19 protein-coding genes are annotated in these 24,405 nt (G+C 72.0%); 11 read left to right on the forward strand and 8 right to left on the reverse strand.

Translation table 11 applies throughout. The features are described 5' to 3' along the window. A partial coding sequence (locus tag LQV45_RS03670) for a zinc-dependent metalloprotease (protein ID WP_230005796.1) occupies positions 1-666 on the forward strand: 666 nt, incomplete at its 5' end. Positions 667-1,405: 739 nt separating this feature from the next. On the opposite strand, the gene LQV45_RS03675 is transcribed toward LQV45_RS03670, so the two are convergent. Next, on the reverse strand, positions 1,406-3,160 hold the full coding sequence (locus LQV45_RS03675; protein WP_230005797.1) for an ATP-dependent helicase: 1,755 nt from the start codon (positions 3,158-3,160) through the stop codon (positions 1,406-1,408). Continuing rightward, positions 3,157-4,068, reverse strand: a complete 912-nt coding sequence (gene nudC, locus LQV45_RS03680) for an NAD(+) diphosphatase (protein WP_230005798.1) — start codon at positions 4,066-4,068, stop codon at positions 3,157-3,159. Before nudC ends, LQV45_RS03675 begins: the two co-directional genes overlap by 4 nt. A gap of 64 nt (positions 4,069-4,132) precedes the next feature. Between nudC and LQV45_RS03685 the strand changes: the two genes are divergently transcribed. Next, positions 4,133-5,536, forward strand: a complete 1,404-nt coding sequence (locus LQV45_RS03685) for a phosphotransferase (RefSeq protein WP_230005799.1) — start codon at positions 4,133-4,135, stop codon at positions 5,534-5,536. Between the two features lie 67 nt (positions 5,537-5,603). Here LQV45_RS03685 and LQV45_RS03690 read toward each other — a convergent pair whose 3' ends face one another. Continuing rightward, entirely contained in the window at positions 5,604-8,930 is a 3,327-nt protein-coding gene (locus tag LQV45_RS03690; RefSeq protein WP_290370199.1) for an ATP-dependent DNA helicase, read from the reverse strand. Beyond that, complete coding sequence (locus tag LQV45_RS03695; RefSeq protein WP_230005800.1) at positions 8,891-12,103, reverse strand: ATP-dependent DNA helicase; 3,213 nt, start codon at positions 12,101-12,103, stop codon at positions 8,891-8,893. The genes LQV45_RS03690 and LQV45_RS03695 overlap by 40 nt, the downstream gene beginning before the upstream one ends. A gap of 160 nt (positions 12,104-12,263) precedes the next feature. Here LQV45_RS03695 and LQV45_RS03700 point away from each other — a divergent pair, with 160 nt between their 5' ends. Next, positions 12,264-12,488 carry a DUF3107 domain-containing protein gene (locus LQV45_RS03700; protein ID WP_138172825.1) on the forward strand — a complete coding sequence of 75 codons (225 nt, stop codon included), beginning with the start codon at positions 12,264-12,266 and terminating at the stop codon, positions 12,486-12,488. A gap of 10 nt (positions 12,489-12,498) precedes the next feature. Then, on the forward strand, positions 12,499-12,786 hold the full coding sequence (locus tag LQV45_RS03705; protein WP_230005801.1) for a hypothetical protein: 288 nt from the start codon (positions 12,499-12,501) through the stop codon (positions 12,784-12,786). A gap of 55 nt (positions 12,787-12,841) precedes the next feature. Here LQV45_RS03705 and LQV45_RS03710 read toward each other — a convergent pair whose 3' ends face one another. After that, on the reverse strand, positions 12,842-13,555 hold the full coding sequence (locus LQV45_RS03710) for a ferritin-like fold-containing protein (RefSeq protein WP_230005802.1): 714 nt from the start codon (positions 13,553-13,555) through the stop codon (positions 12,842-12,844). A 150-nt stretch (positions 13,556-13,705) separates the two neighbouring features. On the opposite strand from LQV45_RS03710, the gene LQV45_RS03715 reads away from it, so the two are divergent. Further along, on the forward strand, positions 13,706-15,172 hold the full coding sequence (locus LQV45_RS03715; protein WP_230005803.1) for a DEAD/DEAH box helicase: 1,467 nt from the start codon (positions 13,706-13,708) through the stop codon (positions 15,170-15,172). A gap of 69 nt (positions 15,173-15,241) precedes the next feature. Here the strand turns inward: LQV45_RS03715 and LQV45_RS03720 are convergent, their stop codons facing one another. Beyond that, the gene (locus LQV45_RS03720) at positions 15,242-16,102 is read right to left on the reverse strand and encodes a PHP domain-containing protein (protein ID WP_230005804.1); all 861 of its coding nucleotides are present in this window, start codon (positions 16,100-16,102) and stop codon (positions 15,242-15,244) included. A gap of 100 nt (positions 16,103-16,202) precedes the next feature. Here LQV45_RS03720 and LQV45_RS03725 point away from each other — a divergent pair, with 100 nt between their 5' ends. From LQV45_RS03725 to LQV45_RS03750, 6 genes are all read left to right on the forward strand, one after another. After that, entirely contained in the window at positions 16,203-17,234 is a 1,032-nt protein-coding gene (locus LQV45_RS03725; protein ID WP_230005805.1) for an endonuclease/exonuclease/phosphatase family protein, read from the forward strand. A 38-nt stretch (positions 17,235-17,272) separates the two neighbouring features. Next, positions 17,273-18,691: an aminopeptidase P family protein gene (locus LQV45_RS03730; protein WP_230005806.1), complete on the forward strand. Its 1,419-nt coding sequence runs from the start codon at positions 17,273-17,275 to the stop codon at positions 18,689-18,691. Then, positions 18,688-20,469, forward strand: coding sequence for a gamma-glutamyltransferase family protein (locus tag LQV45_RS03735; RefSeq protein WP_230005807.1), 1,782 nt, complete (start codon positions 18,688-18,690; stop codon positions 20,467-20,469). Before LQV45_RS03730 ends, LQV45_RS03735 begins: the two co-directional genes overlap by 4 nt. Positions 20,470-20,526: 57 nt before the next feature. Continuing rightward, positions 20,527-20,889, forward strand: coding sequence for a hypothetical protein (locus tag LQV45_RS03740; RefSeq protein WP_230005808.1), 363 nt, complete (start codon positions 20,527-20,529; stop codon positions 20,887-20,889). Then, positions 20,886-22,613, forward strand: a complete 1,728-nt coding sequence (locus tag LQV45_RS03745) for a hypothetical protein (RefSeq protein WP_230005809.1) — start codon at positions 20,886-20,888, stop codon at positions 22,611-22,613. Before LQV45_RS03740 ends, LQV45_RS03745 begins: the two co-directional genes overlap by 4 nt. Before the next feature lie 203 nt (positions 22,614-22,816). Beyond that, a complete protein-coding gene (locus LQV45_RS03750; protein WP_230005810.1) occupies positions 22,817-23,092 on the forward strand; it encodes a hypothetical protein in 276 nt (91 codons plus the stop codon). 21 nt (positions 23,093-23,113) lie between these two features. Here the strand turns inward: LQV45_RS03750 and LQV45_RS03755 are convergent, their stop codons facing one another. Then, positions 23,114-23,791, reverse strand: a complete 678-nt coding sequence (locus LQV45_RS03755; RefSeq protein WP_230005811.1) for an alpha/beta family hydrolase — start codon at positions 23,789-23,791, stop codon at positions 23,114-23,116. Beyond that, a partial coding sequence (locus LQV45_RS03760; RefSeq protein ID WP_230005812.1) for a general stress protein occupies positions 23,788-24,405 on the reverse strand: 618 nt, incomplete at its 5' end. The genes LQV45_RS03760 and LQV45_RS03755, both read right to left, overlap by 4 nt.

The raw sequence follows: 24,405 nt of genomic DNA on the forward strand, positions 1-24,405 counted from the left end.
GTACGCGACTTCGCCCACGGCATCCGGGTCGACACCGACGCCCTCGAAGAGATGGCGGCACGGTTCGACCCCTCCCAGCCCGAAGAACTGCGCAGCGCCCTCGAGAGCGGTGCGCTGCTGCCGCAGCGGTCCGAGGAGCAGACCGCCGCGCTGACCCGGCTCGAGAACCTGCTCGCGACGATCGAGGGCTGGGTCGACGTCGTCACCGAGGACGCGACGTCACGGCTGCCCTCGGCAGCTCGCATCGCCGAGGCCGTCCGCCGCCGCCGCGCCGTGGGTGGGCCCGCCGAGCAGGCACTCGGCTCGCTCGTGGGGCTGGAGTTGCGCCCGCGTCGCATGCGCGAGGCCGCGGCGATGTGGCGCGCCGTCACCGACGCCGTCGGCGTCGCCGGTCGCGACGCCCTGTGGGACTACCCCGACCTCATGCCCTCTGCCGAGGACATCGACGACCCCGCGGGCCTCGTCGCCCGGCTCACGGCCACGTCGCGTGGCGAGACGGTCCCGTCGGATGCCATGGACGATGCCCTCGCCCAGCTCATCGCCGAAGAGACCGCCGCCGACCGGGATGCCGCGCGCGGCGACTCCCCCGATGCGGCGCCGCCGTCGAACACGTCCGGAACCGACGACGACGAGGACCCGACACCCGGGGACCAGCGACCGGTCTGAACCCTCCTCCCCAGGGGGTCGCGCACGCACACTCCCTGGGGAGAACGGTCGCGGGCCTCGTCGGCGGTCCATCATCGGGGCATGCTCCGACTCGATCCCTCCGCTCCCCCGCTCTGGCGCGACGACGCCACCGTGCAGTTCGGTTCCCCGGCACGCGCGTACCTCACCGATTCCGCTCCATGGACCGATGCCGCACTCACGGCACTCGAGGCCGGGACGTCACGGGCCGCGCTACGTGCACTCGTGCGCTTGCACGGCGGCGCCGATCGCGATGCCGACGATCTGCTCGGGCGGCTCGCACCGGCGCTCTCGCGACGACGCCGGACACCTCCCCTGATCGTCCAGGTCGCCGACGACCTTCCGGGGTCGGCCGTCCGCGCCGTGCTCGCGGCGCTCCCCCCGCGCACGCGCCGCCTCGACTGGGCCGGGCGGGACAGCCACCCAGTCCCGGCCGAGGCGCGCGTCCTCCTGCTGGCCGCCCACCGCGTGGATCCGCGGCGTGCCGTCGAAATCGTGCGCCACGACGTCGTGCACCTGCCGCTCGTCCTCGACGGCACTTCCGCCGCCGTCGGTCCTCTCATCGCCCCCGGCCGCACCGCGTGCCTGACGTGCCTGGATGCCGACCGCCGGCGTCAGGACTCGTCCTGGCCGCTGATCGCCGCGCAACTGCTGGCGCGACCGCGACCCGCGATCGACCCGGCCCTCGCGGCCGAGGCCGGGCGGGCCGCTCGGCATCTGCTCAGCGGCCCGATCGACCCGGTGACCCGGTCGTTGCTCCTCCGCGTCGACTCGCTCCAGCGGGTCTGGCGAACGCATCAGCCGAGCGAAGACTGCCGCTGCCGATCTCTCGGAGGAAGCGCGACGGCGTCCGCTCGGACCGGCCGCGACCGCGTGACCAGCTCACCGACAGGGTTCGCGCGGCCCGCGTGACACCGACGTAGGCCAGTCGTCGCTCCTCGTCCACGGCTTCGAACGTGGTCGCGTACGAGATCGGAAGCAGGCCCTCACTCACCCCGATGAGGTACACGTGGTCCCACTCCAGCCCCTTCGCCGCGTGCAACGTGGCGAGGGTCACGGTGCGCGTCGCCGGCTCGTGCTGGTCTTTCGCGCGCGCTTGGAGGTCATCCGTGAACGCCCGCAGATCGGTGCCCTCCGGGGCTTCCTCGGCGAGCCGCAGGAGCGCCGCCCGGGCCTCCCACGCGTCGCGCAAGGCCCCTCCCGCCGCGGGCGGGTCGTCGCTGAGCCCGATGCTGCGCAGAACGTCGCGCACCGTGGCGAGGAAGCCCGTCTCCATCGGCGCCACGGACGCGGCACGCAACGCCATCAGGGCCTGGCGAACCTCGGGCAGGTCGAAGAACTTCCGACCGCCGAGCACGGTGGCCGCGATCGAGTGCTTCGCCAGTGCGCTGAGGAGCACGGCCGATTGCGCGTGCGAGCGGTAGAGCACGGCGATGCTGCGCGGATCGGCGCCACCACGCACGCTCGCGGCGATCGCCGCCGCCACTCCCTCGGCCTCGGCCTCTTCGTCCTCGAAGGCGCGGACGGTGGGAACCGGGGATTCGTCGGTCGCCGCCGCCACGAGCTCGAGGGCCCCCGCCCGCCCGCGCATGAGGTCGTTGGCGACCGCCAGCACGGCGGGGGTCGAGCGGTAGTTGCGCTCGAGACGCACGACTCGTGCGTCCTCGTACGCGCGCGCGAAGTCGAGCAGATAGCGGGAATCGGCGCCGGTGAACGAGTAGATGGTCTGGCTCGCGTCGCCGACCACGCACAGGTCGCGCCGGTCGCCGAGCCAGAGTTCCAGCAGCCGGTTCTGGAGCGGCGAGACGTCCTGGTACTCGTCGACGGTGAAATGACGGTACTGCTCGTGGACGGCCGCAGCGACGCGGGGCTCGGCCTCGATCATTCCGGCGCACGTCAGCAGGACGTCTTCGAAGTCCATCTGCCGGCGCTCGTCCTTGAGCTTCTCGTACGCGCGCTGCAGCGCCACGACCTGATCGACGTTCAGTCTCCCGATGCCGCCGGGCCGGTCGGACGCGTACTTCTCGATGGAACGCATCGTGACTTTGCGCCACTCGATCTCGCCCGCGACGTCCCGGAGGGTCGCGGTGTCCGGAGACAGCCCGACGCCGTCGGCGGCGTGGGCGAGCATCCGGACCTTGTTGTCGATGATCGTCGGTGCCTGATCGCCGGCGAGGCTCGGCCAGAAGAAGTTCACCTGGGCGAGCGCCGCCGCGTGGAACGTCCGCGCCGAGACCCCCGTCACACCGAGCGCCCGGAGGCGACCGCGCATCTCTCCCGCGGCCTTCGCCGTGAACGTCACGGCCATCACGCGCTGCGGCGAGTACGCGCCCGTGTCCACTCCGTGCGCGATCCGGCGCGTGATGACGCGGGTCTTGCCGGTACCGGCGCCCGCGAGGACGCACACCGGCCCCCGCAACGCGCGAGCAGCCTCGAGCTGGTGCTCGTCGAGACCACTCAGGGGCTCCACGGTCACGAGCGCTCCCGGTACCAGTCGTCGATGAGCCGGTGGGCGATGGATGCCGCTCCGGGCAGCTGCACGGCGGTCTCGCCGCGCAGAGCCGCACCGATCTCGTCGCGGCCGAACCAGCGCACTTCGACGATCTCGTCGCCGTCGGCACGTGCCTCGTCATCATCGATCGCCCGCGCACGGAACCCGAGCATCAGCGATCGTGGATACGGCCACACCTGCGATCCGCGGTACTCGATGGCCTCAAGGCGGACGCCGGACTCCTCGCACACCTCGCGCGCGACGGTGTCCTCCAGCGACTCCCCCGCCTCGGCGAACCCGGCGAAGCAGGAGTACCGGCTCCCGCCCCACGCCGCATTGGCACCGAGGAGCACACGATCGGGGTCGTCCGCGGACGAGATGAGGACGATGACCGCCGGATCGGTGCGGGGAAAGTGCTCCCGTCCGCAGTTCGGGCAGTGCCGCGACCAGCCGGCCTGGCGCAGCACGGTCGCCGTCCCGCACGCCGGGCAGAACGCTGCGTCGCGCAGCCAGCCCGCGAGCGCGACCGCCGTCCCCAAGATCTCGGCCTCCTCGGCGGGCAGATCGCCACCGACCGCGCGCAGCGGCGCCCAGACGGCGTCGGGTGGGAGGACGATCCCGGTCTCGTCCTCGACGACGGCCAACAGCAGAGCGCCACCGTCGGACGCGCGCCCCAGGAACGCCCACTCACGAACCTGGGCGAGGGACGGGACGGGAACCGTGACCAGTCGCGAATCCCGTACCGGCGTCGCGTCGGCGTGGACGACGAGGACGCGTGTGTCGGAGGCGGCCCGCGCACGATCGAGCAGTCCGTCGACGTCGCGCTCGGCACCGGAGCGATCCAGCGCGCCTCCCGGCCATCGATCGGGCAGCGGCGGAGCGGGCAGCGGCATCGAACACCTCTCTCAAGGGCGTGGCGCGGGGGGATCGGGCGAGCGACCGACCTACCCTGGGGGCATGGCACGCTCGCCCCTCACTCTAGCCGCGTCCGCGACGACGGCCCTGCCCCGCATCGGTGTGACGAGTGCCGCGCCCCTGACCGAGAACGCCGGCGGTCGATTCGATTCCGCGCTCATCTCGCTCGAGGACGGGCGCACCGTCGTGGTCCGGATGCCGGCCACCGAGGACTCCGCCGCCGAACTCGCCGCCGAGTCCCGGGCGCTGCACGCTCTGACGGCCGGCGTTCGCGCGCTTCTGCCGTTCGCCGCGCCCGAGGTGATCGGCGAAGCCGGCTCGGGCGAGAACCGCGTCCTGGTCGTCGACGTCATCGACGGCTACCGGATCGATCCCGTCGAGCTGCCGAAGGGCCCCGGCTACGCGCCCGCGATCGGCGGCGCCCTCGCCGCCGTCCACTCCCTTCCCGTCTCCGTCGTCCGCACCGACGGGCTGCCCGTGCGGTCCGCAGAGCAGGTGCGCGACGACGTCGCCCGCCTCCTCGACCGCGCGGACGCGACCGGACGCGTGCCCGACGGGCTCATGATGCGGTGGCGGCGTGCCCTGCAGGAGCCCGACCTGTGGCGCTTCGAATCCGCGGTGGTGCTGGGCGGCGCGACGAGCTCCTCCGTGCTCCTCGTCGACGATGCCGACGGCGTGCCCCACGTGAGCGGAATGCTCGACTGGTCGGGGCTGAGCGTCGGTGACCCGGCCGTCGACCTGCGCTGGCTCGCCTCGGCGCCCACCGCGACCGACGACGTGTACGACGGCTACGCCGCGGCCGGGGAACGCTCCCCCGACCCGCTGCTGCGTGAGCGAGCGCGGCTGTACGCCGAGCTGGAGTTCGCGAAGTGGCTGGTGCACGGTCACGACGAGGGCGAGGCCGAGGTCGTCGCCGACGCCGTGGCCCTGCTCGAGGCGCTCGCCGACGGCGTCCGCGGCGACCACATCGTGCCCTCGACCCGCTCCGACATCGACGACGCCCTTGCGCTCGTCGAACGTGTTCCGCCCACCGCAGCCTCGGCGGTCGACACCTCGATGCAGACCGACGCCTACGACCCCGAAGCGCTGTCGCTGTACCTCTCCGCGGAACGCGACCGCGAGGCGGCCGCCGCCGCGCTCGCCGAAGCCCTGGCGCAGGACCCCGTGACCGCGGAGGGGGCGTTCGGTGTCACCGACGCCGACGCCGACGAACCCGGGCCGACCGCTCCGATCGACCTCGAGGGATGGACGCCCGCGGTGTCGGCTCCGGACTCCGCGGACCGTGCGGACGGATCGACGACCGACCAGCCGGCGACGACGCGCGACGCCGCTCCGGCGGCGGGCGCGGAGGGCGCCGCGCACGACGCGATCGACGACGAAGAGGATGCCGCACGCGCGAGCCGCGCGGCCCTCCGCCGCTGGGGCGTCGCCCGCGACGGGGCCTGAGCACGCGTGACACCCTGCGGGGCGCGACCCACGGACGCGTCGCGTCGTCACGCCCCGGCGTACCCGCTCAGCCGCGCAGAACCACTTCGTCGCCGACGTAGAACAGCGTGACGTCGATGAGGTCGAACGGCACGCCGTGCTTGACGTGGTACGCCTCTCGATACAGCTCGAGCTGGACCATGCGCGAGCGCCGTTCCGCCTCGGTGGTCGGCGGTCGGCCGGTCTTCCAGTCCACGATCTCGTACCGGTCGCCTCGGCGATACACCGCGTCGAGCTTGCAGATGACGACGTGCGGACGTCCGTCGAGCCGGGTGGTGACGAAGTCGATCTCGGTCTCGACCTCGATGGGCTGCAAGCCCGCCCACTCGGAGCGCTCGAACTTCTCGCGCAACACTCGCAGCTCTTCGGCATCGGCGGCGGATGCGCCGTCGTCGTCGTCCTCCCACAGACCGGCATCATCGAGCCCGGTCCCGGAGCCCACGATTCCGGATCGCTTCTCGACCCAGGCGTGGAAGAGCGTGCCCAGCCGGGTCTGCCGATAGGGCCTCTCGGGCATGGGGCGCCGCAGTTCTTCCACCGCGCCCGAGTAGTCGGCCACGAAGTCCTTGAACCGCGATGCGGGGATCCGGGTCGGCGCGGGCGCGTGCGTCGGCCGCAGTCGATCGGCTCTCTCGGCGAGCAGCAGTTCGAGGTCGGCATCCGGCTGCTCCGCGGGCCGCGATCGCGCGGCGGAAACCTCGTCGACCGCGGCTCCGACCGCGGTACGGCGCGCGCCGAGCGGATCGAGCGGCCAGTGCATCAGCCGTCGCTCCCCGTCGTACGGATCGTCACCGGCGTCGTCGACGGCGAGGTCGATACCGAGCGCCTCCGTCGCCTCGTCCAGGAACACGCTCGGCCGGCGCGGACGTTTCGTCCCCGACCAGCTCGATCCCGAGAGCACGAGGTGATCGCGTGCCCGGGTGAATGCGACGTACGCCAGCCGGCGGTCCTCGTCGAGCTGCCGCGCGCGGTTCGCGTCGATGAAGGCGTCGATCGCCGCCTTGAGGTCCTGCTGGGTCTCGGCGCCACGCCAGCCCAGGACCGGGAGCCAGGCGGAGTCGCCGCGGAACTCGGACGGGAGGATGCCGAACCCCAACCACCCCTTCGTGTCGCGGGGCAGCGACGGCAGCTCGTCGGTGACCAGACGCACCACAGCGACGGCATCCCATTCGAGACCCTTGGAGCCGTGGATCGTCAACAGCTGGACGACGTCGTCCTCGGGGGGCTCGGTCCGCGGCGCGAACTCGTCCGCCTGCTCGGCGTGGTCGAGCCACGCGAGAAGGCTCGTGACCGACCCGGACTCGTCTGCGGCGAGGAAGCCGCGGATCTCGTCGACGAAGGCGCGCAGCTGCGCAGAGGCGATGCGCGCGGGGCCACGGGACTCGTTGGCCGCCAGCTCGACGTCCAGCCGCAGCTCGGTCTCGATGAGGCGGATCAGCTCGGGGATGGGGGCGCCGATGTTCCGGCGGAGCCCGGCGAACACGGCGCCCGCTTCGCGGAGACGTTCGCGTCCGTCCGCCGCGATGTCGGAGAGCCAGCCGTGCCCGTCGGTCTGACGCGCGACGAAGTCGAGCGCGTCCACGAGCGAGGCCCGATCGGCGCCGGGGGTCGAGCGCAAGCGATCGACGACCTCGGGAGCCAGGGGATGCAACGCCACGTCGTGCGTGGCCAGACGCCGGGCGAGTTGGGCCAGGGCGCGCAGGTCGGCCAGCCCGATCGACCAGCGCGGGCCCGACAGCAGCCGGATCAGCGCCGAACCGGCCTCGGGATCGCTGATGACCCGGAGCGCCGACACGACATCGACGACCTCGGGGGTGGTGAGGAGTCCCCCGAGCCCGAGGATGCGGTGCGGGATGCCGCGCCGCCCCAAGGCGTCGCCGAACCGCACCATGTGCTTCTTGCTGCGGAAGAGCACGGCTCCCGTCGTCTGCCGACCCTCGGCGGCGCGCGCCGCGCGCACCCCGGCGAACCAGGCGGCCACCCGATCGGCCTCGGTGTCGAGGTCGCGCTCGAAGAAGGCCTCGACGAGGCCCTCCGGCGCTCCCGGTCGTGACCGCAGCTCTTCGACGGCGACCGGGGAGCGGCTGGCGAGGGGCGCCAGGACGGCGTTCGCGGCGGTCAGCACTCGGGCGCTGTTGCGCCAGCTCGTCAACAGCGAGAAGGTCTGGCATCCCCCCTCGGGCGCGAAGGCCGCGGGGAACCCGCCCAGGTTGCCCGCGCTCGCGCCGCGCCAGGCGTAGATGGCCTGGTGCGGATCGCCCACGGCCATGACCCCCGTCGAGGCGAACAGGGTCGACAGCAGGTCGGTCTGGACGACCGAGGTGTCCTGATACTCGTCGAGCAGCACCACCCGATACCGGGCGCGGAGTTCGTCGACGACCGCGGCATGCTCCTGGACGATGCGGAGCGCCCCCGCGACCTGATCGGCGAAGTCCATGACCCCCAGGCGCGCTTTCTCGCGATCGTAGGCGGCGGCCAGAGCCGCGAGCAGGCCGAGCGCCGACACGCGCGACGCCGCGTCGGCCACGTCTTTGTAGACGGTCACGCGCGCCGAGGTCGAGGGGCGTTCGACGATCCGGGCGAAGTCATCGGGGAACGCGGCCAGACGATCGAGGTCGACGAGGTTGTCGACGCCGTCACGGGCGATCCGCAGCGCCGCGTCCACGAGCGTGCGCGGAGACTCCTGGCGCTCCTCCAACCGCGGATCGTCGGAGGTGAACACCACGCGTCGCATGAGCAGCCAGGCAGCCGACTCGGACAGCACCGCCGATTCGGAGTCCCGGCCGATGCGCAGACCGTGCTCGCGGACGATCGCGTCGGCGAAGCTGTTGTACGTCGAGACCGTGGGACGGTGCAGCAGGTGATCGTCGGCGCCCCCGGCGTCGTCGTCCGCGACTCCGTGCTCGCGCGCGAGGTCGTCGAGGACTTTCCGCCGCTCGGCATCCGCGCGGGCGCCGTCGAGTGTCGCGAGGTCGGCGAACACCGACAATCGCCCCGCCGCGTGGAGCGCGGGCAGCACGGGGAGCAGCCCTCGAGCCTCGAACTCCGACAGGCGATGCAGCCGGCGATGGATCCGCTCCGCGAGTTCTCCCGCCGCCTTCCGCGTGAACGTGAGCCCGAGGACTTCATCGCGCCGCACGAGCCCGTTCGCCACGAGCCACACCACGCGCCCGGCCATCGTCTCGGTCTTTCCGCTTCCGGCACCGGCGACCACCAACGCCGGCGAGAGCGGCGCCTCGATGACCGCCGTCTGCTCCGCCGTGGGCGGAAACTGGCCGAGGGCGGCCGCGATCGTCGCGGCGGACAGCAACGCCGTCACGACGCGCTCACCGCCGAGACGGTGTGGATGCGGCACAGTCCGAACGAGAACTCGTCGCGACAGTGCACCTCGTACGGCGCCGCGAACCGGTGGCCGCGCATGACGCCGACGGCATGCTGGACGCGGCCGACGAACTGCTCGCGCGCCTCATCGTCGAACGGCGCCTGGCGCGGTTCGGCGTAGTCCTTGGTCGCCGCGGTGGGACGCAGCACGAGGAGTTTCGCGCCACCGGACGGCATCCCGCTCACTTGCTCGATCGCTCCCGACGAGAAAGCGAGCTGGTAGGCCGCGAGCTGCGGGTTGTCGGCGACCTTCGCGTCTGTCTGCGGTTCGTTCTTCCCCGTCTTGAGATCGACAATGACGACCTCGCCCGCAGGGGTGACCTCGACCCGGTCGATGTCGCCGCTCAGGACGGCGCCGTGCTCCCCCGCGTCGTCGACCGGAATCGCGACCTCGAAGTGCCGCTCCGCCCCGACGAGACGCCCGCCGGCGTCGTCGAAGCGTCGCAGATAGGCGGCGAGTCGTCGCACGAGTTCACGGGCGCGGACTCTCTCGGCGCGCTCGCGCCAGGCGGCATCGAAGAGGAGCTCGCCCCAGCGTTCTTCGACCACGGCCCACAGGGCGTCCTCGGTTCCCGATGCCGCGGTCTCGAGAGCCGCGTGAATGATCGTGCCGATGCCCGCCGTGGTCCCGCTGCGATCTCCGCCGAGGTCGCCGATGACCCAGTCGAGTTCGCATTGCTCGAGTGCGTGCAGACGCGAGGGCGACACCCGCACGTCTTCGCGGGTGAGGTCGCGCAACGGTGCCGTGGAGGTCGGCGCAGCCACGCCGTACCACTGCTCGGGGGCGGCGCCCGCGACCTCAGCGGCGGCGAGCAGCGCGAGCTGTCCCGCGGCGTGACGGCGTTCCCGACCGGACGAGCGCGACGCAGTGAGCGTCCGGCGGTGTCGGGCCACGAGACCCCTCAGCGACAGCGGGTGCTCGGGTACCGACGACGCCGGTTCGGGCGTCGGGAGCATCTCGAACAGCACGCTCGGGCCCGTGTCGTCGTCGTCCACGGCGGTGACGATGAGGCTCGAGTGCGCGCGGGAAAGAGCGCGCACGAACAGTCGGAGCTCGTCGTGCATCGCCGACCGACGACGATCGAGCATGCCCGCCGGGGGAAGGTCGGGGAACTGCACGGCATCGGCGAGGCGCCACGTCTCGAGGAGCCCTCCGCGCAATCGCGTGTTGGGCCACACTCCCTCTTGCACCCCGGCGACGACGACGGTGTCGAAGGCCGTCCCGGCCGCCGCAGCCGGGGTCAGCACACGCACGGCGTCGATGACGGCCGGCTGCTCGATCCGGTCTTCGGCGACATCGCTGTCGATCACCGACCGGAGGAACACCGCCGCCTCTCCGTCGGGCTCACGCTCGGTGAAGCGTTTGGCGGCCTGGAACAGCGCCACGATGGCATCCAGGTCGCGATCGGCCTGTTCGGCGAGAGCGCCGTGTCCACGCGCGGCCTCGCGCCACTGCCGCGAAAGACCGCTGCGTTCCCACGCCGTCCACAGCAGCTCGTGCGGGGTCGCCCGCGCATCCGCTTGCGCCCGCAGGGCCGCGAGGGTCTCGCCGAGCCGCGTCGCGCGACGCGCTTCGCGCGTGTCGATCGTGGCGAACTCGAGGGGGTGACGCAGACCCGAGGCCAACAGCTCGGCGGCGGACCGGGTACCCCCCGCGGCGAGCTCCTCTTGGCGCAGCGCCGCGCGCAACCGTCGCAGCTCGATCGGATCGAGACCGCCATACGTTCCGAGGAGCGCATCGACGACGGCCTCGGGCGCCCAGGCGGCGGGATCGCGCATGCCGAGTTCGACCAGGGCGACGAGGTCGCGTACGGTGCGCTGCACCCCGAGAGCGAGGCCCGGACCGCTCGCGCGCGCCGGCACTTCGCGAGCGGCGAGCTCGGCCTCCAACGACGCGACTTGCCGCGAATCGTGCGCGATCACCGCGCACGACCCCCACGGGATGCCGTCGAGGACGTGACGTTCTCGCAGCAGACGAGCGATGGCGTCCGCCTCTTCGGCCGGAGAGCGGAGCAGGAACGTGCGCACCGACCCCTCGGGCGCCGCGCCCGCCGGCGGACGGCGATGAGCCACGACACCGGCGGCCCCGATCCGCGCGGCGACACTGCGCACGAGATCGATCTGCTCGGCCGTCCCGCGGTGCGGCTCGCCCAGCGCCGCCAGCGTGCCGAGCTCGGCCGCGAGCCGCGCGAAGTTCTCGGGGGTGGCCCCGCGGAACGCGCCGGATCCGACGTCGGGGTCGCCGAACGCGACCACTCCCATGCCGAGATCCCGGCACGCGCGCAACAGATCGATGCCGCCGGACGTGAGCTCTTGCGCGTCATCGACGAGGATGCAGCGCACCGGGGCGAAGCGTCCGAGCAGGGCGCGATCCGCGCCGGCCTCGTGCAGGACGGCGACGGCCTCGCGGGCGAGGTCGGCGGCGTCCCGGTGGGTGCCGCGCATCTCGGCGCGGACGGCACGGTACTCGGCGGCGAATGAACCGAGGGCGGCCCACACCGGGACGTCGTTCCGCCGCGCGAGATCGGCGAGGTCGTCGGGCGCGATCGCGAGATCGGTGCACTCGGCGAGGAAGGCGCGCAGGTCGCCGCGGAACCCCCGCGTCGCGCGAATGGACGGGCCGAGCCACTCCGGCCACCGCGACCGTCCCTCGGCCTCGTCGATCGCGTCGCCCTCAAGGAGCTCGCGGATGATCTGGTCTTCGTCGCCACCGGTGAGCAGTTGCGGGGGCTCGGCGCCGCGGCGCACCTCGGCTCCGCGAACGATCTGGAAGGCGAAGGATGCCACCGAGCGCGCGAGGGCACCCGAGGTAGCCCGGCCGACGGCCAGGGCGAGCGGGTCGCGCAGGGCGGTGGCCGCCGGACGCGTGGGCGTCAGCACGAGGACGTGATCGGGATCGACGCCCGCGGCGACGAGGGCCCGGACGCGGGCGAGCAGGGTCGAGGTTTTGCCCGACCCGGGAGCCCCGACCACCGCGCCGCTGGCCGACGGCGCCCAGTCGACGACCACACGCTGCTCGGCGTCCAACTCGTCGGGGCCGAGGGCGCGCACGGCACCCGCCGGGACGATGCCCGCGGCGCCATCGACGGCCGCGACGGGTGCGCCCGCCCCCTCGCGGGAGAGGGTCGCGGCATCCGGCTTCTGCATGTCATCCACGCTAGCCGCGGCCTCCGACACGGGCCGGACGACCCGCGCCGTTCGCCGTCCGCGAAGCCGCTCCCCGCACGCGGCTCCGGCTGCCCACGCTGTCGTAGAGTCGGAGCATCGCGCCGGGACGATCGAGATCCCCGGGCGGAAAGGACGCAACGTGGAGATCCGCATCGGCATCACCAACACCGGCCGCGAGCTGAACTTCGAGACCAGCGAGGGCTCGGACGCGGTGAAGGCGTCGATCGCCGCGGCCTTCGACCAGGCCGCGAGCCACGTGTCGTTCGTCGACGTGAAGGGCAACTCCTACATCGTCCCCACCGCGAACATCGCGTTCATCGAGCTGGGCACCGAAGAGGCCCGCCGAGTCGGCTTCGTCGCCTGAGGCCACGGCCGTGCAGATCCTCCTCGGGCTGATCATCGGCGCGGTGGTCGGCCTCGCCGTCCACTTCGCTCTCCCGCACCGCGACCTGCGCGGCACCGCCCTGGCGCCGTTCGTCGGCGCGGCGGCCGCGGGCGTCTCGTGGACGGTGCTCACCTGGGCGGGCGTGGGCGCGGACTCGTTCGTTCCGTGGCTGGTCGCGATCATCGCGCCGACGGTCACGACCTTCGCGCTCATCCCTTTCCTCACGCGCGCCCGACTGCACAGCGACGCGACCGAACGCGCGCGACACGGCATCTGAACGCGAGCGAACCCCGCGTCGGCGTCTCGCCGCGCACCCACGGCGATCTGTGGGATCAGGCCGCGAGCCCCATGGCATCCATGCGACGGGCGTGAGCCCCCATGAGCTCGGTGAACACCGGCTCGACCGTGGCCTCTTCGGCGCGGTCCAGGCGCGGGTGCGCGAGCGCAGCGCGGGCGACGAGCAGGGTGTCCCCCACCAGACGGCGACCCCAGAGGGCGAGCAGCCAGCGCCACTCCTCGTCGCTCGAGATCGTCGCGCCGAGGATCTCGACGATGGCCTGTCGGTCATCGTCGGCCTGCAGGATGCGGGCCACGCGCCGACCCGTGTCGCCGTAGCTCGACGACAGCGCGAGGTAGAAGTCATCGAGCATCCCGGCCGTGATGTGCACCGAGAGCATGGTCTCTTGCGGGCGCACGCCGTGCGTGTTGCGCCGGAACGCGTCGAGGGACTCGCGGAAGGGCAGCATGAGCTGCGTCGGATCCGTTCCCCGCTCGCGGATCAGGGCGACGATCTCCTGGTGCTTGATGAGCGCGGCTCCGGCGGCGCGCGAGAGCGATTCCTTCTCTGCGAGCTCGGGCGTGGACGCGATGAGTTCGCTCAGCGTCTCGAAGAAGCCCAGCTGCAGGTAGGCCGCCTGACCGAGGAAGGTCTCGATGTCGGGCGCGAGTTCGGCGAAGTCGACGCGCATGGCGTCGCCGAGGTCGCCACGGGAGCGCAATTGCAGCGTGCGACCGACCGGTCGACGACGACGGAACCACTCGAACACGCTCTACAGCCTAGGCGTCGGGCCCCCGAAACACCCGCCGGGTAGAGTGGACTCGCCCCGGCGATGGATCGGGGCCCCGCGCCTGTGGACGAGTGGAGGGCGTGGATCCGACTCCCCAGGCGGTCTCTCACCGCCGGAACAGGCACGCTCATGACGACTTTCGCCGAGCTCGGCGTCGACCAGGACATCGTCGACGCCCTGGCATCCAAAGGCATCGTGGATGCCTTCCCGATCCAGGAACAGACCATCCCCCTGGGCCTCCCGGGCCAGGACATCATCGGCCAGGCCAAGACCGGAACCGGAAAGACCTTCGGCTTCGGCATCCCGGTCGTCCAGCGCCTCGGCCTCAACCCCGAGCCCGGTGTGAAGGCGCTCATCGTCGTGCCCACGCGCGAGCTCGCCGTCCAGGTCTACGAGGACATGGACATGCTGACCCAGAACCGCGCGACCAGCGTCGTGGCGATCTACGGCGGCAAGGCCTATGAGGGTCAGATCGATCAGCTCAAGGCCGGTGCGCAGATCGTCGTGGGAACGCCCGGGCGCCTCATCGACCTCAGCAACCAGCGTCTGCTCGACCTGTCGGGCGCCGTCGAGGTCGTCCTCGACGAGGCCGACAAGATGCTCGACCTCGGCTTCCTCGCCGACATCGAGAAGATCTTCCAGAAGGTCCCCGCCGTCCGCCACACGCAGCTGTTCTCGGCGACCATGCCGGGACCGATCGTGGCCCTGGCCCGCCGGTTCATGTCGAACCCGATCCACATGCGGGCGAACGACCCCGACGAGGGTCTGACGCAGGCCAACATCAAGCACCTCGTCTACCGGGCGCACTCGCTCGACAAGGACGAGGTCATCGCTCGCATCCTGCAGGCCGAGGGCCGCGGCAAGAGCGTCATCTTCACGCGCACCAAGCGTGCCGCCCAGAAACTCGTCGACGAGCTGGGCGACCGCGGCTTCAACGCCGCCGCCGTGCACGGCGACATGAGTCAGGAGGCGCGCGAGCGCTCGATGGCCGCGTTCAAGGCCGGCAAGCGCGACGTGCTCATCGCGACCGACGTCGCCGCCCGCGGTATCGACGTCAACGACGTCACGCACGTCATCAACCACACGATCCCCGACGACGAGAAGACCTACCTGCACCGCGCGGGCCGAACGGGTCGCGCCGGCAAGACCGGCATCGCGGTGACGTTCGTCGACTGGGACGACCTGCACAAGTGGGCGCTCATCAACCGCGCGCTCGAGTTCGGTCAGCCCGAGCCGATCGAGACGTACTCGTCGAGCCCGCACCTCTACACCGATCTCGACATCCCCGAAGGCACGAAGGGGCGCCTGGTCACGGCTCCCAAGGCCGCCGCGGCTCCGAAGGTCGAGAAGGCCGAGAAGACCGGAACCGCGGATGCCGCGGGCGAAGACGGCCCGCGCCGTCGCCGCCGTCGCCGTGGGGGGTCGTCCGACTCCCCCGCCGCGAGCGAGGGCGCGGCGGCCGCGACGCCGCGCGCCGAGGGCGCCGGCACGCACGACGGTGGAGGCAGCGAGCACCACGACGGCAATTCCGCTCCGCGTCGCCGTCGCCGCCGCCGCAGCGGCGGGTCGGGCGCGAACGCCGCTCCCGTGGCCTGAGCCCAGAGAATCGTCCGGCGCCGACCCTTTCGGGGGCGGCGCCGTTCTCGTTCCTCGTGCGGACGTCCGTCAGGGGAAGACGGGCGACGACCCGCTGCCGGCCGCGATCAGACGCGCGACCATCTCGTCGTCGGTGGTGTTCTCGCCCGGCACGTTGGGCTTGCCGAGGCCGTGGTAGTCGCTGGACCCGGTGACGAGGAGGTCGCGCTCGGCGGCGAGCCGCGCCAGGGTGGCCGTGGGATCCGGGAGGTTCTCTCGGTGCCGGAGCTCGAAGCCGGCGAGGCCCGCCTCGAGCATCGCCTCCAGCACCGGGTGCGGCAGGAGCGCGCGTCCGGCCGGATGGGCCACGATCGGCACTCCCCCCGCGCCGACGACCAGCTCGACCGCCGTCACGGGGTCGGGGGCGTACAGCGCGACGTAGTACTCGTTCGCGGGGTGCAGGATGCCGGCGAAGGCCTCGGTGCGGTCGGCGACGATGCCGCGCGCGACGAGCGCGTCTGCGATGTGCGGCCGGCCGACGGTAGCGCCGTCGGTGGTCTGGGCGACGATGTCGCTCCACGCGATGTCGAAGTCGCGCGAGATCCTCTCGGCCATGATCTGTGCGCGGTCCAGCCGCGAGGAACGGATGCGATCGGTCATGGCCCGCAGCGCACCGTCGTCGGGGTCGACGAGGTAGGCGAGCAGATGGACGCTGCGCCACTCGTGCCGCGCCGAGAGCTCCATGCCGGGGAGGAACGTCATCCCGAGCGACGAGGCGGCCTCGGCGGCTTCGGCCCAGCCCGACGTGGTGTCGTGATCGGTCAGGGCGACGGTGCGCAGGCCGTGGCGATGGGCGGCCGCCATCACGAGGGCGGGTGACTCGGTGCCGTCGGAGTGCGTCGAGTGGAGGTGAAGGTCACTGGGTCCTTCGAATCGACGATCGCGCGGCACCCGTCGAGCGTACCGCCCGCCTGCGCGGCGCCGCGGTCGTGGAGCCGTCGGCCAGGCGGCATCCGTGGATCTCCCAGGCGCCTCGCCTAGGGTCGGATCCGTGCGTCGGCTGTTCGGGATCGTGTTCGCGCTCGCGTGCGCTGCGACGGCCGTGGCGCTCACCTGGCCGAGCGCGTTCGGCATCGAGCGGACCTTCCCGCTCGCTCAGGTCATCTCGTTCCGCGTCCCTCTCGCGGCCGGCTTCGCTGCCGCCGCACTGGTGGCGCTCCTGTTCGCCCTGATCCGTCCGGTACGCGCGCTCGCGCTGACGTGCGCCGTGATCCTCGTCGCCGCCGCGGGCGTGAACGGGGCCCTCGTCTTCCAGCGCGGCTCGGGGACCGACGCGCTCCCCGAGAAGACCGACACGAGCCTGCGGGTCATGACGTGGAACACCGCGGGCGAGGCGACGTCGGCCGAGTCCATCGCACAGTTCGCCGTGGGCATGAAGGCCGACGTGGTGACGCTCCCCGAGACGACGATCGACACCGGTGCCCGCGTCGCCGAGATCATGCGCGACCTGGGCCAGCCGATGTGGGCGCACCACGCCGAGTACGGCGAGTACGGCATCACGGGCTGGGATGCCACGTCGACCACCGTCCTGATCCGACCCGAGCTGGGCGACTACAGCGTCATCCAGTCCTCGCTCGATGGCTCGAGCAACACCTCCACCGTGCCGAGCGCCGTGGCGATGCCCGTCTCGGGAAACGGCCCCATCATCGTCGCCGCCCATGCCGTCGCCCCGCGGCAGGAGTACATGGCGGAGTGGAAGTCGGACCTGCAGTGGCTCGCCGACCAGTGCGCGACCGACAACGTCATCCTCGCCGGCGACTTCAACGCGACCCTCGACCACATGACCGGTCTCGGCGTCGACGGCGGCACACTGGGGCGTTGTCACGATGCCGCGTCCGAGAGCGGCAACGGCGGCGTCGGGACATGGCCGACCGACGTGCCGGCGCTCCTCGGCGCACCGATAGACCACGTCATGTCCACCCCCGACTGGACCGTCACCGGATCGGTCGTCATGCGCTCGCTCGACGGGTCGGGCACCGACCACCGCCCGATCGTGGTGCAGCTGGAGCGCGCCGCCGGCTGAGCCGTGCGCCCGGCGGCCGGTGGTGGGACACTGGAGAGATGGACTCCCCCGCCGAACGCGACACGATCGCCCCCGCAGAGCAGAAGCCCGTCGAGACCACGACGAACCGCAAGGCCCCGTTCCCGCGCGGCTTCCTCGACACGATTTCGACCGGCTGGGCCGAACGCCCCGAGACGTTGCCGTCCCCCCGCGAGCAGTCCGCGTGGACGGCCCGTCGCCGCGATCGAGTGTCGCAGGCGTTCCCAGGTGAGCGCCTCGTCGTGCCCGCGGGTTCGCTCAAGGAGCGCAGCAACGACACCGATTATCCGTTCCGCGCCCACTCCGCGTTCGCGCACCTCACCGGATGGGAAGCGGATGCCGAGCCCGATTCGGTGCTCGTCTTCGAGCCGCGCGAGAACGGGCACGACGCGGTGCTGTACTTCCGCGAGCGCGCCGACCGCACGACCACGGAGTTCTACGCGGATGCCGCGATCGGCGAGTTCTGGATCGGCCCGCGGCCCGCGCTCGCGGGTGTCGCCGCCGACCTCGGCCTCGAGACCGCACACGTCGACGAGTTCTCCCCCGCCGACGACGACCGCGTGGTCGGTGTGGACGACGACCTCACCCGCGTCGTCTCCGAGCTGCGGCTGGTGAAGGACGACTTCGAGCTGGCCCAACTGGCCTTGGCCGTCCAGGTCACGGCATCCGGATTCGACGACATCGTCGCCGAACTCCCCCGGATCATCGAGCACCCGCGCGGGGAGCGCGTGGTCGAGGGGGTCTTCCACCGCCGCGCGCGCGCAGACGGCAACGCCGTCGGGTACGACACGATCGCCGCCTCGGGTCCACACGCCTGCTACCTGCACTGGACGCGCAACGACGGCGCCGTCGTCCCGGGCGACCTGATCCTCATCGACGCCGGTGTCGAGGTCGACAGCCTGTACACCGCCGACATCACCCGGACCCTCCCCGTCTCGGGTCGCTTCACCGACGTCCAGCGTCGCGTGTACGAAGCGGTGCGCGAGGCCGCCGACGCCGCCTTCGCGGCCGCACGGCCCGGTGTGCCGTTCCGTCGCGTCCACGAGGCCGCGATGGAGGTCATCGCCGCACGCGTGGCCGAGTGGGGTCTGCTCCCCGTCACGGCCGATGAGGCCCTGGATGCCGAGCGCGGCGGCCAGCACCGTCGGTACATGGTGCACGGCACCAGCCACCACCTCGGCATCGACGTGCACGACTGCGCGCAGGCCCGTCGCGAGATGTACTACGACGGTCAGCTCGAGCCGGGCATGGTGTTCACGATCGAACCCGGGCTGTACTTCCAGATCGACGACCTCACGGTCCCCGAGGAGTACCGCGGCATCGGCGTGCGCATCGAGGACGACATCGTGATGACCGCGGACGGACCGGTGAACCTGTCCGCGGGGATCCCGCGGACGGCCGACGAGGTCGAGGAGTGGATCGCGCGGCTCGCCCGGTGACGTTCACTCCGCCCGCGTCGTTCACGACGCGCCCGACCCTGCGCGGCTCGTTCGGCATGTCGGCATCCACCCACTGGACCGCGACGGCGACCGCGCAATCGGTGCTGGAACGCGGGGGCAACGCGTTCGACGCCGCCGTGGCGGCCGCCTTCGTGCTGCACGTCGCCGAGCCGCACCTCAACGGTCCCGGCGGCGATCTCGTCGCCCTCGTGCGTCCGGCCGGAGCTGCCGAGCCGACGGTGCTGATGGGGCAGGGCCCTGCCCCCGCGGGCGCGTCGATCGACGCGTTCCGGGAGCGCGGACTCGACCTCGTCCCGGGTGCCGGCGGCCTCGCCGCCGCGGTGCCCGGAGCCGTCGACGCGTGGCTCCTGCTGCTACGCGACCACGGCACCTGGGACGTCGCGGACGTCCTGGACTACGCCATCGGCTACGCCCGCGACGGGCATCCGCTCGTCCCGGGCGCCGCCGCGACGATCGGACGCGTGGCGGAGCTCTTCCGCGAGCATTGGCCCACATCGGCCGATCTGTGGATGCCGGACGGCTCGGCGCCCGCACCGCACACGGTGGTCCGCAATCCCGCGTATGCGGCGGTGCTGGACGAACTGGTCGGCGCCGGCGCCGGTGCGGATGACCGGGTCGAGCGGATCGAGGCGGCGCGGAAGGAATGGGCGTCCGGGGTGTTGCCGCGGGCCGCGGAGTTCCTCCGCACCCCGCACCGGCACTCGGACGGCGGCGACCACCCCGGTGTCCTCGACACGCACGACCTCGCGTCGTGGCGCGCGGGCTTCGAACCCGCGGTGTCGGTACCGTTCCGCGGCTGGCAGGTCTTCAAGGCCGGAGTGTGGACGCAGGGGCCCGCCCTGCTGCAGGCGCTGCGCCTCCTCGACCCGTTCGACGACGCGCGGCTCGACCCCTCGTCGCCGCTCGGCGCGCACACGCTCCTCGAGGTGCAGAAGCTCGTCTACGCGGACCGCGACGCGTGGTTCGGCGACACTCCGGATGCCGTCGACGTCGAGGCGCTGCTCACGGACGACTACGTCACCGCTCGACGATCGCTCCTCGACGACGTCGCGAGCGCGGCGCTCCGCCCGGGAGCGCCCGAGGGGCGGGCTCCGTTCCTCCCCGACGTCCGCCCCGTGACGGGCGACGGGACCGGCGCGACCGGTGAGCCCACGGTCGATCGCCGCGGTCAGACGCGCGGAGACACGTGCCACCTGGACGTCATCGACCGGTGGGGCAACACGGTCTCGGCCACGCCCTCGGGCGGCTGGCTGCAGTCCTCGCCCACGATCCCCGACCTGGGGTTCTGCCTCGGCACGCGTCTGCAGATGACGTGGCTCGTCGCCGGGCACCCGGCATCCCTCGTTCCGGGGCGACGTCCCCGCACCACCCTCACGCCGACGATTCTCACCCGAGGCGACGAGATCACGGCGCTCGGTTCCCCCGGCGGCGATCAGCAGGACCAGTGGCAATTGCCGATGCTGCTGCGCATGCTCGTGGGCGGATACGAACCGCAGCAGGCCATCGATGCGCCGACCCTGCACACGACGGCGGTGACCGACTCGTTCTGGCCGCGCTCGTGGACTCCCGCGGGGGCGGTGGTCGAGGATCGGCTCGGCGAAACGCTCATCGCCGATCTCGAACGGCGGGGGCATCGGGTGCGCAGGGCCGGCGATTGGGCTCTGGGCCGGGTGAGCGCCGTGGGGCGCGATGCCGCGGGCGTGCTCTGGGCCGCGGCCAATCCGCGCGGGATGCAGGGCTACGCCGCCGGGCGCTGAGGTCGGCTGTCCACAGGGTGAAAAAGTGCCCGACGCGGTTTCTCTACGATCCCGCGCATGTCCTACTCGATGGATCCCCCACACCTGCTCGGCATCGCCGAGCGCATGCGCCGGTCGTTCGACGAGGTGCACGAGGTCACGATCGCCCTGCAGCGGGCGGTGGATGCCGTTGCGCGCACCCTCGCCCGGGCGGTGCCGGCGCACCCGGCGTTCGTCGAGGCGGCTCAGACGCGCGTCCACCTCGCGCACCGCATCGTCGCGCGCGGACGAGCCACGGTGTCCGCGCTGCAGACCGCAGTACTGGCGTACCTCTCGGCCGACGACGAGATGGCCGTCACGACCGACGCGCGCGCTGCGGCCGTGGGGGCCGGCGACGGCAATCCGTTCGACCCGGTCGTCTTCGGGAAGAGGCGGCTGTGAGCATCGGTGTGACGGTGCCCGACCCGCCCGCCGATCCGGAGCGGATACGGTCCGCCGTCGAGGCGCTCCGGCAGAGATCGGCCTCGTTCGAGACCGCGGTGCAGGACGCACTGTTCGCCTGGAGCCTCGCGCCCGGTCTGTATCGCGCCCCCGAGGCCGACCTCTTGCATCGAGCCCTCGGCACGACAGGGCCGGCCGCCCACGAGATCACCGCCGGGCTCGTATCCGCGGGGCGCGCCCTCGAGCACTACGCGGACGATCTCGATCGGCTCGCGCACGACAGGAATCTCCTCCTCACGGCGCAGGCCCTCGCCGCGCCGCCGCGCTCGGTCTGGCAGACCGGCTCCGAGACGGCGGCGGGCGCGATGAACGAACTGGCTCGGGCCGAGGCAGAACACGACGCCGCCCGCGACGTCGCCCGACTCGCCGAAGCGTACGAAGACGCCACCCATCGGTGCGCGATGGCTCTGCGCGCGATTCCGGACATCTCCTGGTCGTCGCTCGCCGCGTGGAGCGGGCCCGAGCACCCCGGTGCTGTCCCCTCGTCGACGGATGCCGCCGGACTCGTCCTGCTCGACCGGCTCGCCGTCGCACGAGATCCCGGTCGGCTGATGTCCGTGCATCCCGAGTGGAACCGCCTCCTCCACGGGACGGCTCCCGAAGAGATCGCGCGGTGGTGGTCGAGCCTCGATCCGACGGTGGCGGCGCATCTCGTCACCGCCGTGCCCGCCCTCGTCGGCACCCTCGACGGGGTGACGGCGAACGACCGCGTGGCCGCGAACCGCCTGCGCGCGGACGACCATCTGCGCGCGCTGCGGGCGCAACGCCAGGCCCTGCACGAACGACGGATCCCCCACCGACGCTCGACAGCGACCGAGGTGCTCGACCGTCGCGCGGAACGCGCGCGCCTCGAGCGCGAGATCGCCTACTTCGAGAAGGTGCGGGACGGGACGAAGCTGCTGTACGCGTGGGATCCCGACCGGGGCTCGCTGATCGAGATGGCCGGCGACCCGTCCACCGCGAAAGCGGCCCTGTTCGTCGTGCCGGGGACCAACACCGACGCCGACGCATTCATGACCGAGCATCCCGTGACGGATTTCGCGGAGTGGCAGGTCGGCTCGTCCGGGGCGTCGGTGGTCGCCTTCACCGTCATGACCGGGTCGATGCCTCAACTCGATTCCCTCCTCGAGGACGGTCCCCAGTGGAACCGCTTCGCCGAAGAACGCGGCCCCGAATACGCACGGTTCCTCCGGGGTGTGGATGCCGCCCACCCGGGGCTGTGGACCATGAGCTACGAACACTCGTACGGGGGCGGTGTCGGCAGCGAGGCAGAGAAGCACGGTGGCACGGTCGACACCCGGTTCCTCGCGGCGAGCGTCGGTGCCATCGGCCCGTACGAGCCGCACGCCGGAACCGAGTACTACGCCACCCAGGCCGTCGACGACGTCAACCGCTACTACGCCGGCCTCGGCGCAGGCGGGATGGGTTTCACCGTCGCCCCCGAGACGATCCCGGGCGTCCGACTCGTCGACCCGGGGCTCCCCGGCCCGAACATGCCCTCGCTCGTCGCCTATGGAGTGACGACCAACCCGGCCTATCTGCCCCGCCTGATCGCGGACAGCGTCGGTCACCACACGGCACTGATGAGCGGCGACGAGAAGGTCAACGGGCCGGTGCTGAAAGCCGTTCGCAATCTGCTGAGAAGCGAAGGAGATCTCCAGTGAATCGACTGGCCCAACTACTGCTCTCGACCGTCCTCTGTTTTGCGCTCGCGGGATGTTCGGCCACGCCACCACATCGGTACGAAGACGTAAAGAAGGAGGCGCTAGCGGCGTTGCAGACAGTCGCGGACCTCATCCCAGAGCCCAAGACAGTTCGACCTCGACCAGAGCAGGAACCATACGGGTGCAACGATCCCTTGCTCGGAATGAACAAGGACGGCGCGTTCTTCACCGGGTATTGGGAGGTGGACGTGTCCGAACAGGTGGACATCCGGGACTTCATCGCAGGAGTCCGCGACAGCTTGGGCGATGGTTGGAGAACTGAGCCTCAGCTCATCGAGGTGTCCTTCCCCCAGGCCAACCTGATCCAGGAGGCGACCGGCGTCAGCGTCACCATCGAAGAAAGCGACCGGGACGGCCGAAAGGGGATCGATTTACTCGCGATCTCCCGTTGCGGCATCGAAGAGCAGCCCACGCCTTAGCGACGACCTCCCGCTCGAGCCCTAGACCACCTTCAGCCCCCGCACGAACTCCGCCACGACCGGCGCGAGCCCGGCCCCGATGTCGTCCGCCGGTCGCCGCTTCCCCTTGACCTCGAAGGAGTGGTTCGCATCGGGCACCCAATGCACGCGCGCGTCGTGACAGGTCGAGACCACCTCATCGAACTGCGCGCGCGGGTCGATGAAGGGGTCGTTCTCGCCCTCGATGAACAGTTGTGGCGCCGTGATCGCCGGCAGGTGCTCGGCGCGGGGCTTGTCGGGTCGGCCCGGCGCGTGCAACGGATAGCCGAGGTACACCAGTGCCAGAGGAGAGAGCGCACCCTCCGCCGTGGCGACGGACGCCATCCGGCCCCCGTACGACTTCCCGGCGGCGACGAACGGACCCGCGCCCGCACCGACCAGCCACGCCTGCACCCCCGCCCAGGTGGCGACCGCGTGGGCCGCGGGTCCCGGCATCCGTCGGCCGGCCTCGACGTACGGGAACACGAAACGCAGCACCGAGACACCGGCATCCCCGAGACCGGCGGCGAGGCCCTCGAGGAAGGGATGTGTCATGCCCGCTCCGGCGCCGTGCGCGAGAGCGACGGTCGCGCGGGCGTGCGGTGCGAGGGACCACAGGCCCGACACCACCGTCTCGCCCGCCGGGAGGGCGACGGGGATGCGGACGGGGTCGGCGGTCACCGCTCGTCGCGCGGCGCGTCCGATTCGGGCGCGCCGTCCGAGGAGGACTCGGGATCTGCGGCGGGCGCCACCGGCGGCGCGATGCGCTCACCGTAGCGCGGGGGCTCGTCGTCCGCCGGACGCGACGGCACGGGCGGACGCGGCGGCACGGCCGGCGCGGGCGTGCCCGGCGTCTGCACGCGTTCGCCGTACTGCGGCGGTGCCGCGTCGGTCGGGGTGGTCGGGCGAGCGACGACCGTACGCGCGGTAGCCGCCGGGCCGAGGACGCCACGGGCCTTGGTCAGGCTCGCCGCGGCGACGCACACGTCGTAGTGATCGGCGGTCACCTGCATGACCGACGCGAAGTCACGGCGACGGCGCACGATCGAGTACGTGCCCAGGCTCAGCAGCATGCCCAACGCCATGCCGACCAGGAGCACACCGATGAACGCCGAGATCTCGACGGTCGGGGTGCCCAGCACGAAGATGAACGCGAAGAGCAGCCCGAGCATCAGACCGTTCAACGCACCCGAACGCGCGGCGGTGGCGTACCCCAGTCGGCCGGTGATCCGCTCGATGGAGCGGAGTCCGCTGCCGACGATCGCGATGTCACACGCCGGAACCTCGCCGGCGAT

It is taken from the genome of Microbacterium sp. Bi128, from assembly GCF_918698205.1.

Bases quoted from the DNA above. Each gene is read 5' to 3' on its own strand.
- nudC (WP_230005798.1), bottom strand. From the start codon at position 4,068: ATGCCGCTGCCCGCTCCGCCGCTGCCCGATCGATGGCCGGGAGGCGCG.
- LQV45_RS03685 (WP_230005799.1), top strand. From the start codon at position 4,133: ATGGCACGCTCGCCCCTCACTCTAGCCGCGTCCGCGACGACGGCCCTG.
- LQV45_RS03695 (WP_230005800.1), bottom strand. From the start codon at position 12,103: ATGCAGAAGCCGGATGCCGCGACCCTCTCCCGCGAGGGGGCGGGCGCA.
- LQV45_RS03715 (WP_230005803.1), top strand. From the start codon at position 13,706: ATGACGACTTTCGCCGAGCTCGGCGTCGACCAGGACATCGTCGACGCC.
- LQV45_RS03730 (WP_230005806.1), top strand. From the start codon at position 17,273: ATGGACTCCCCCGCCGAACGCGACACGATCGCCCCCGCAGAGCAGAAG.
- LQV45_RS03740 (WP_230005808.1), top strand. From the start codon at position 20,527: ATGTCCTACTCGATGGATCCCCCACACCTGCTCGGCATCGCCGAGCGC.
- LQV45_RS03750 (WP_230005810.1), top strand. From the start codon at position 22,817: ATGAACAAGGACGGCGCGTTCTTCACCGGGTATTGGGAGGTGGACGTG.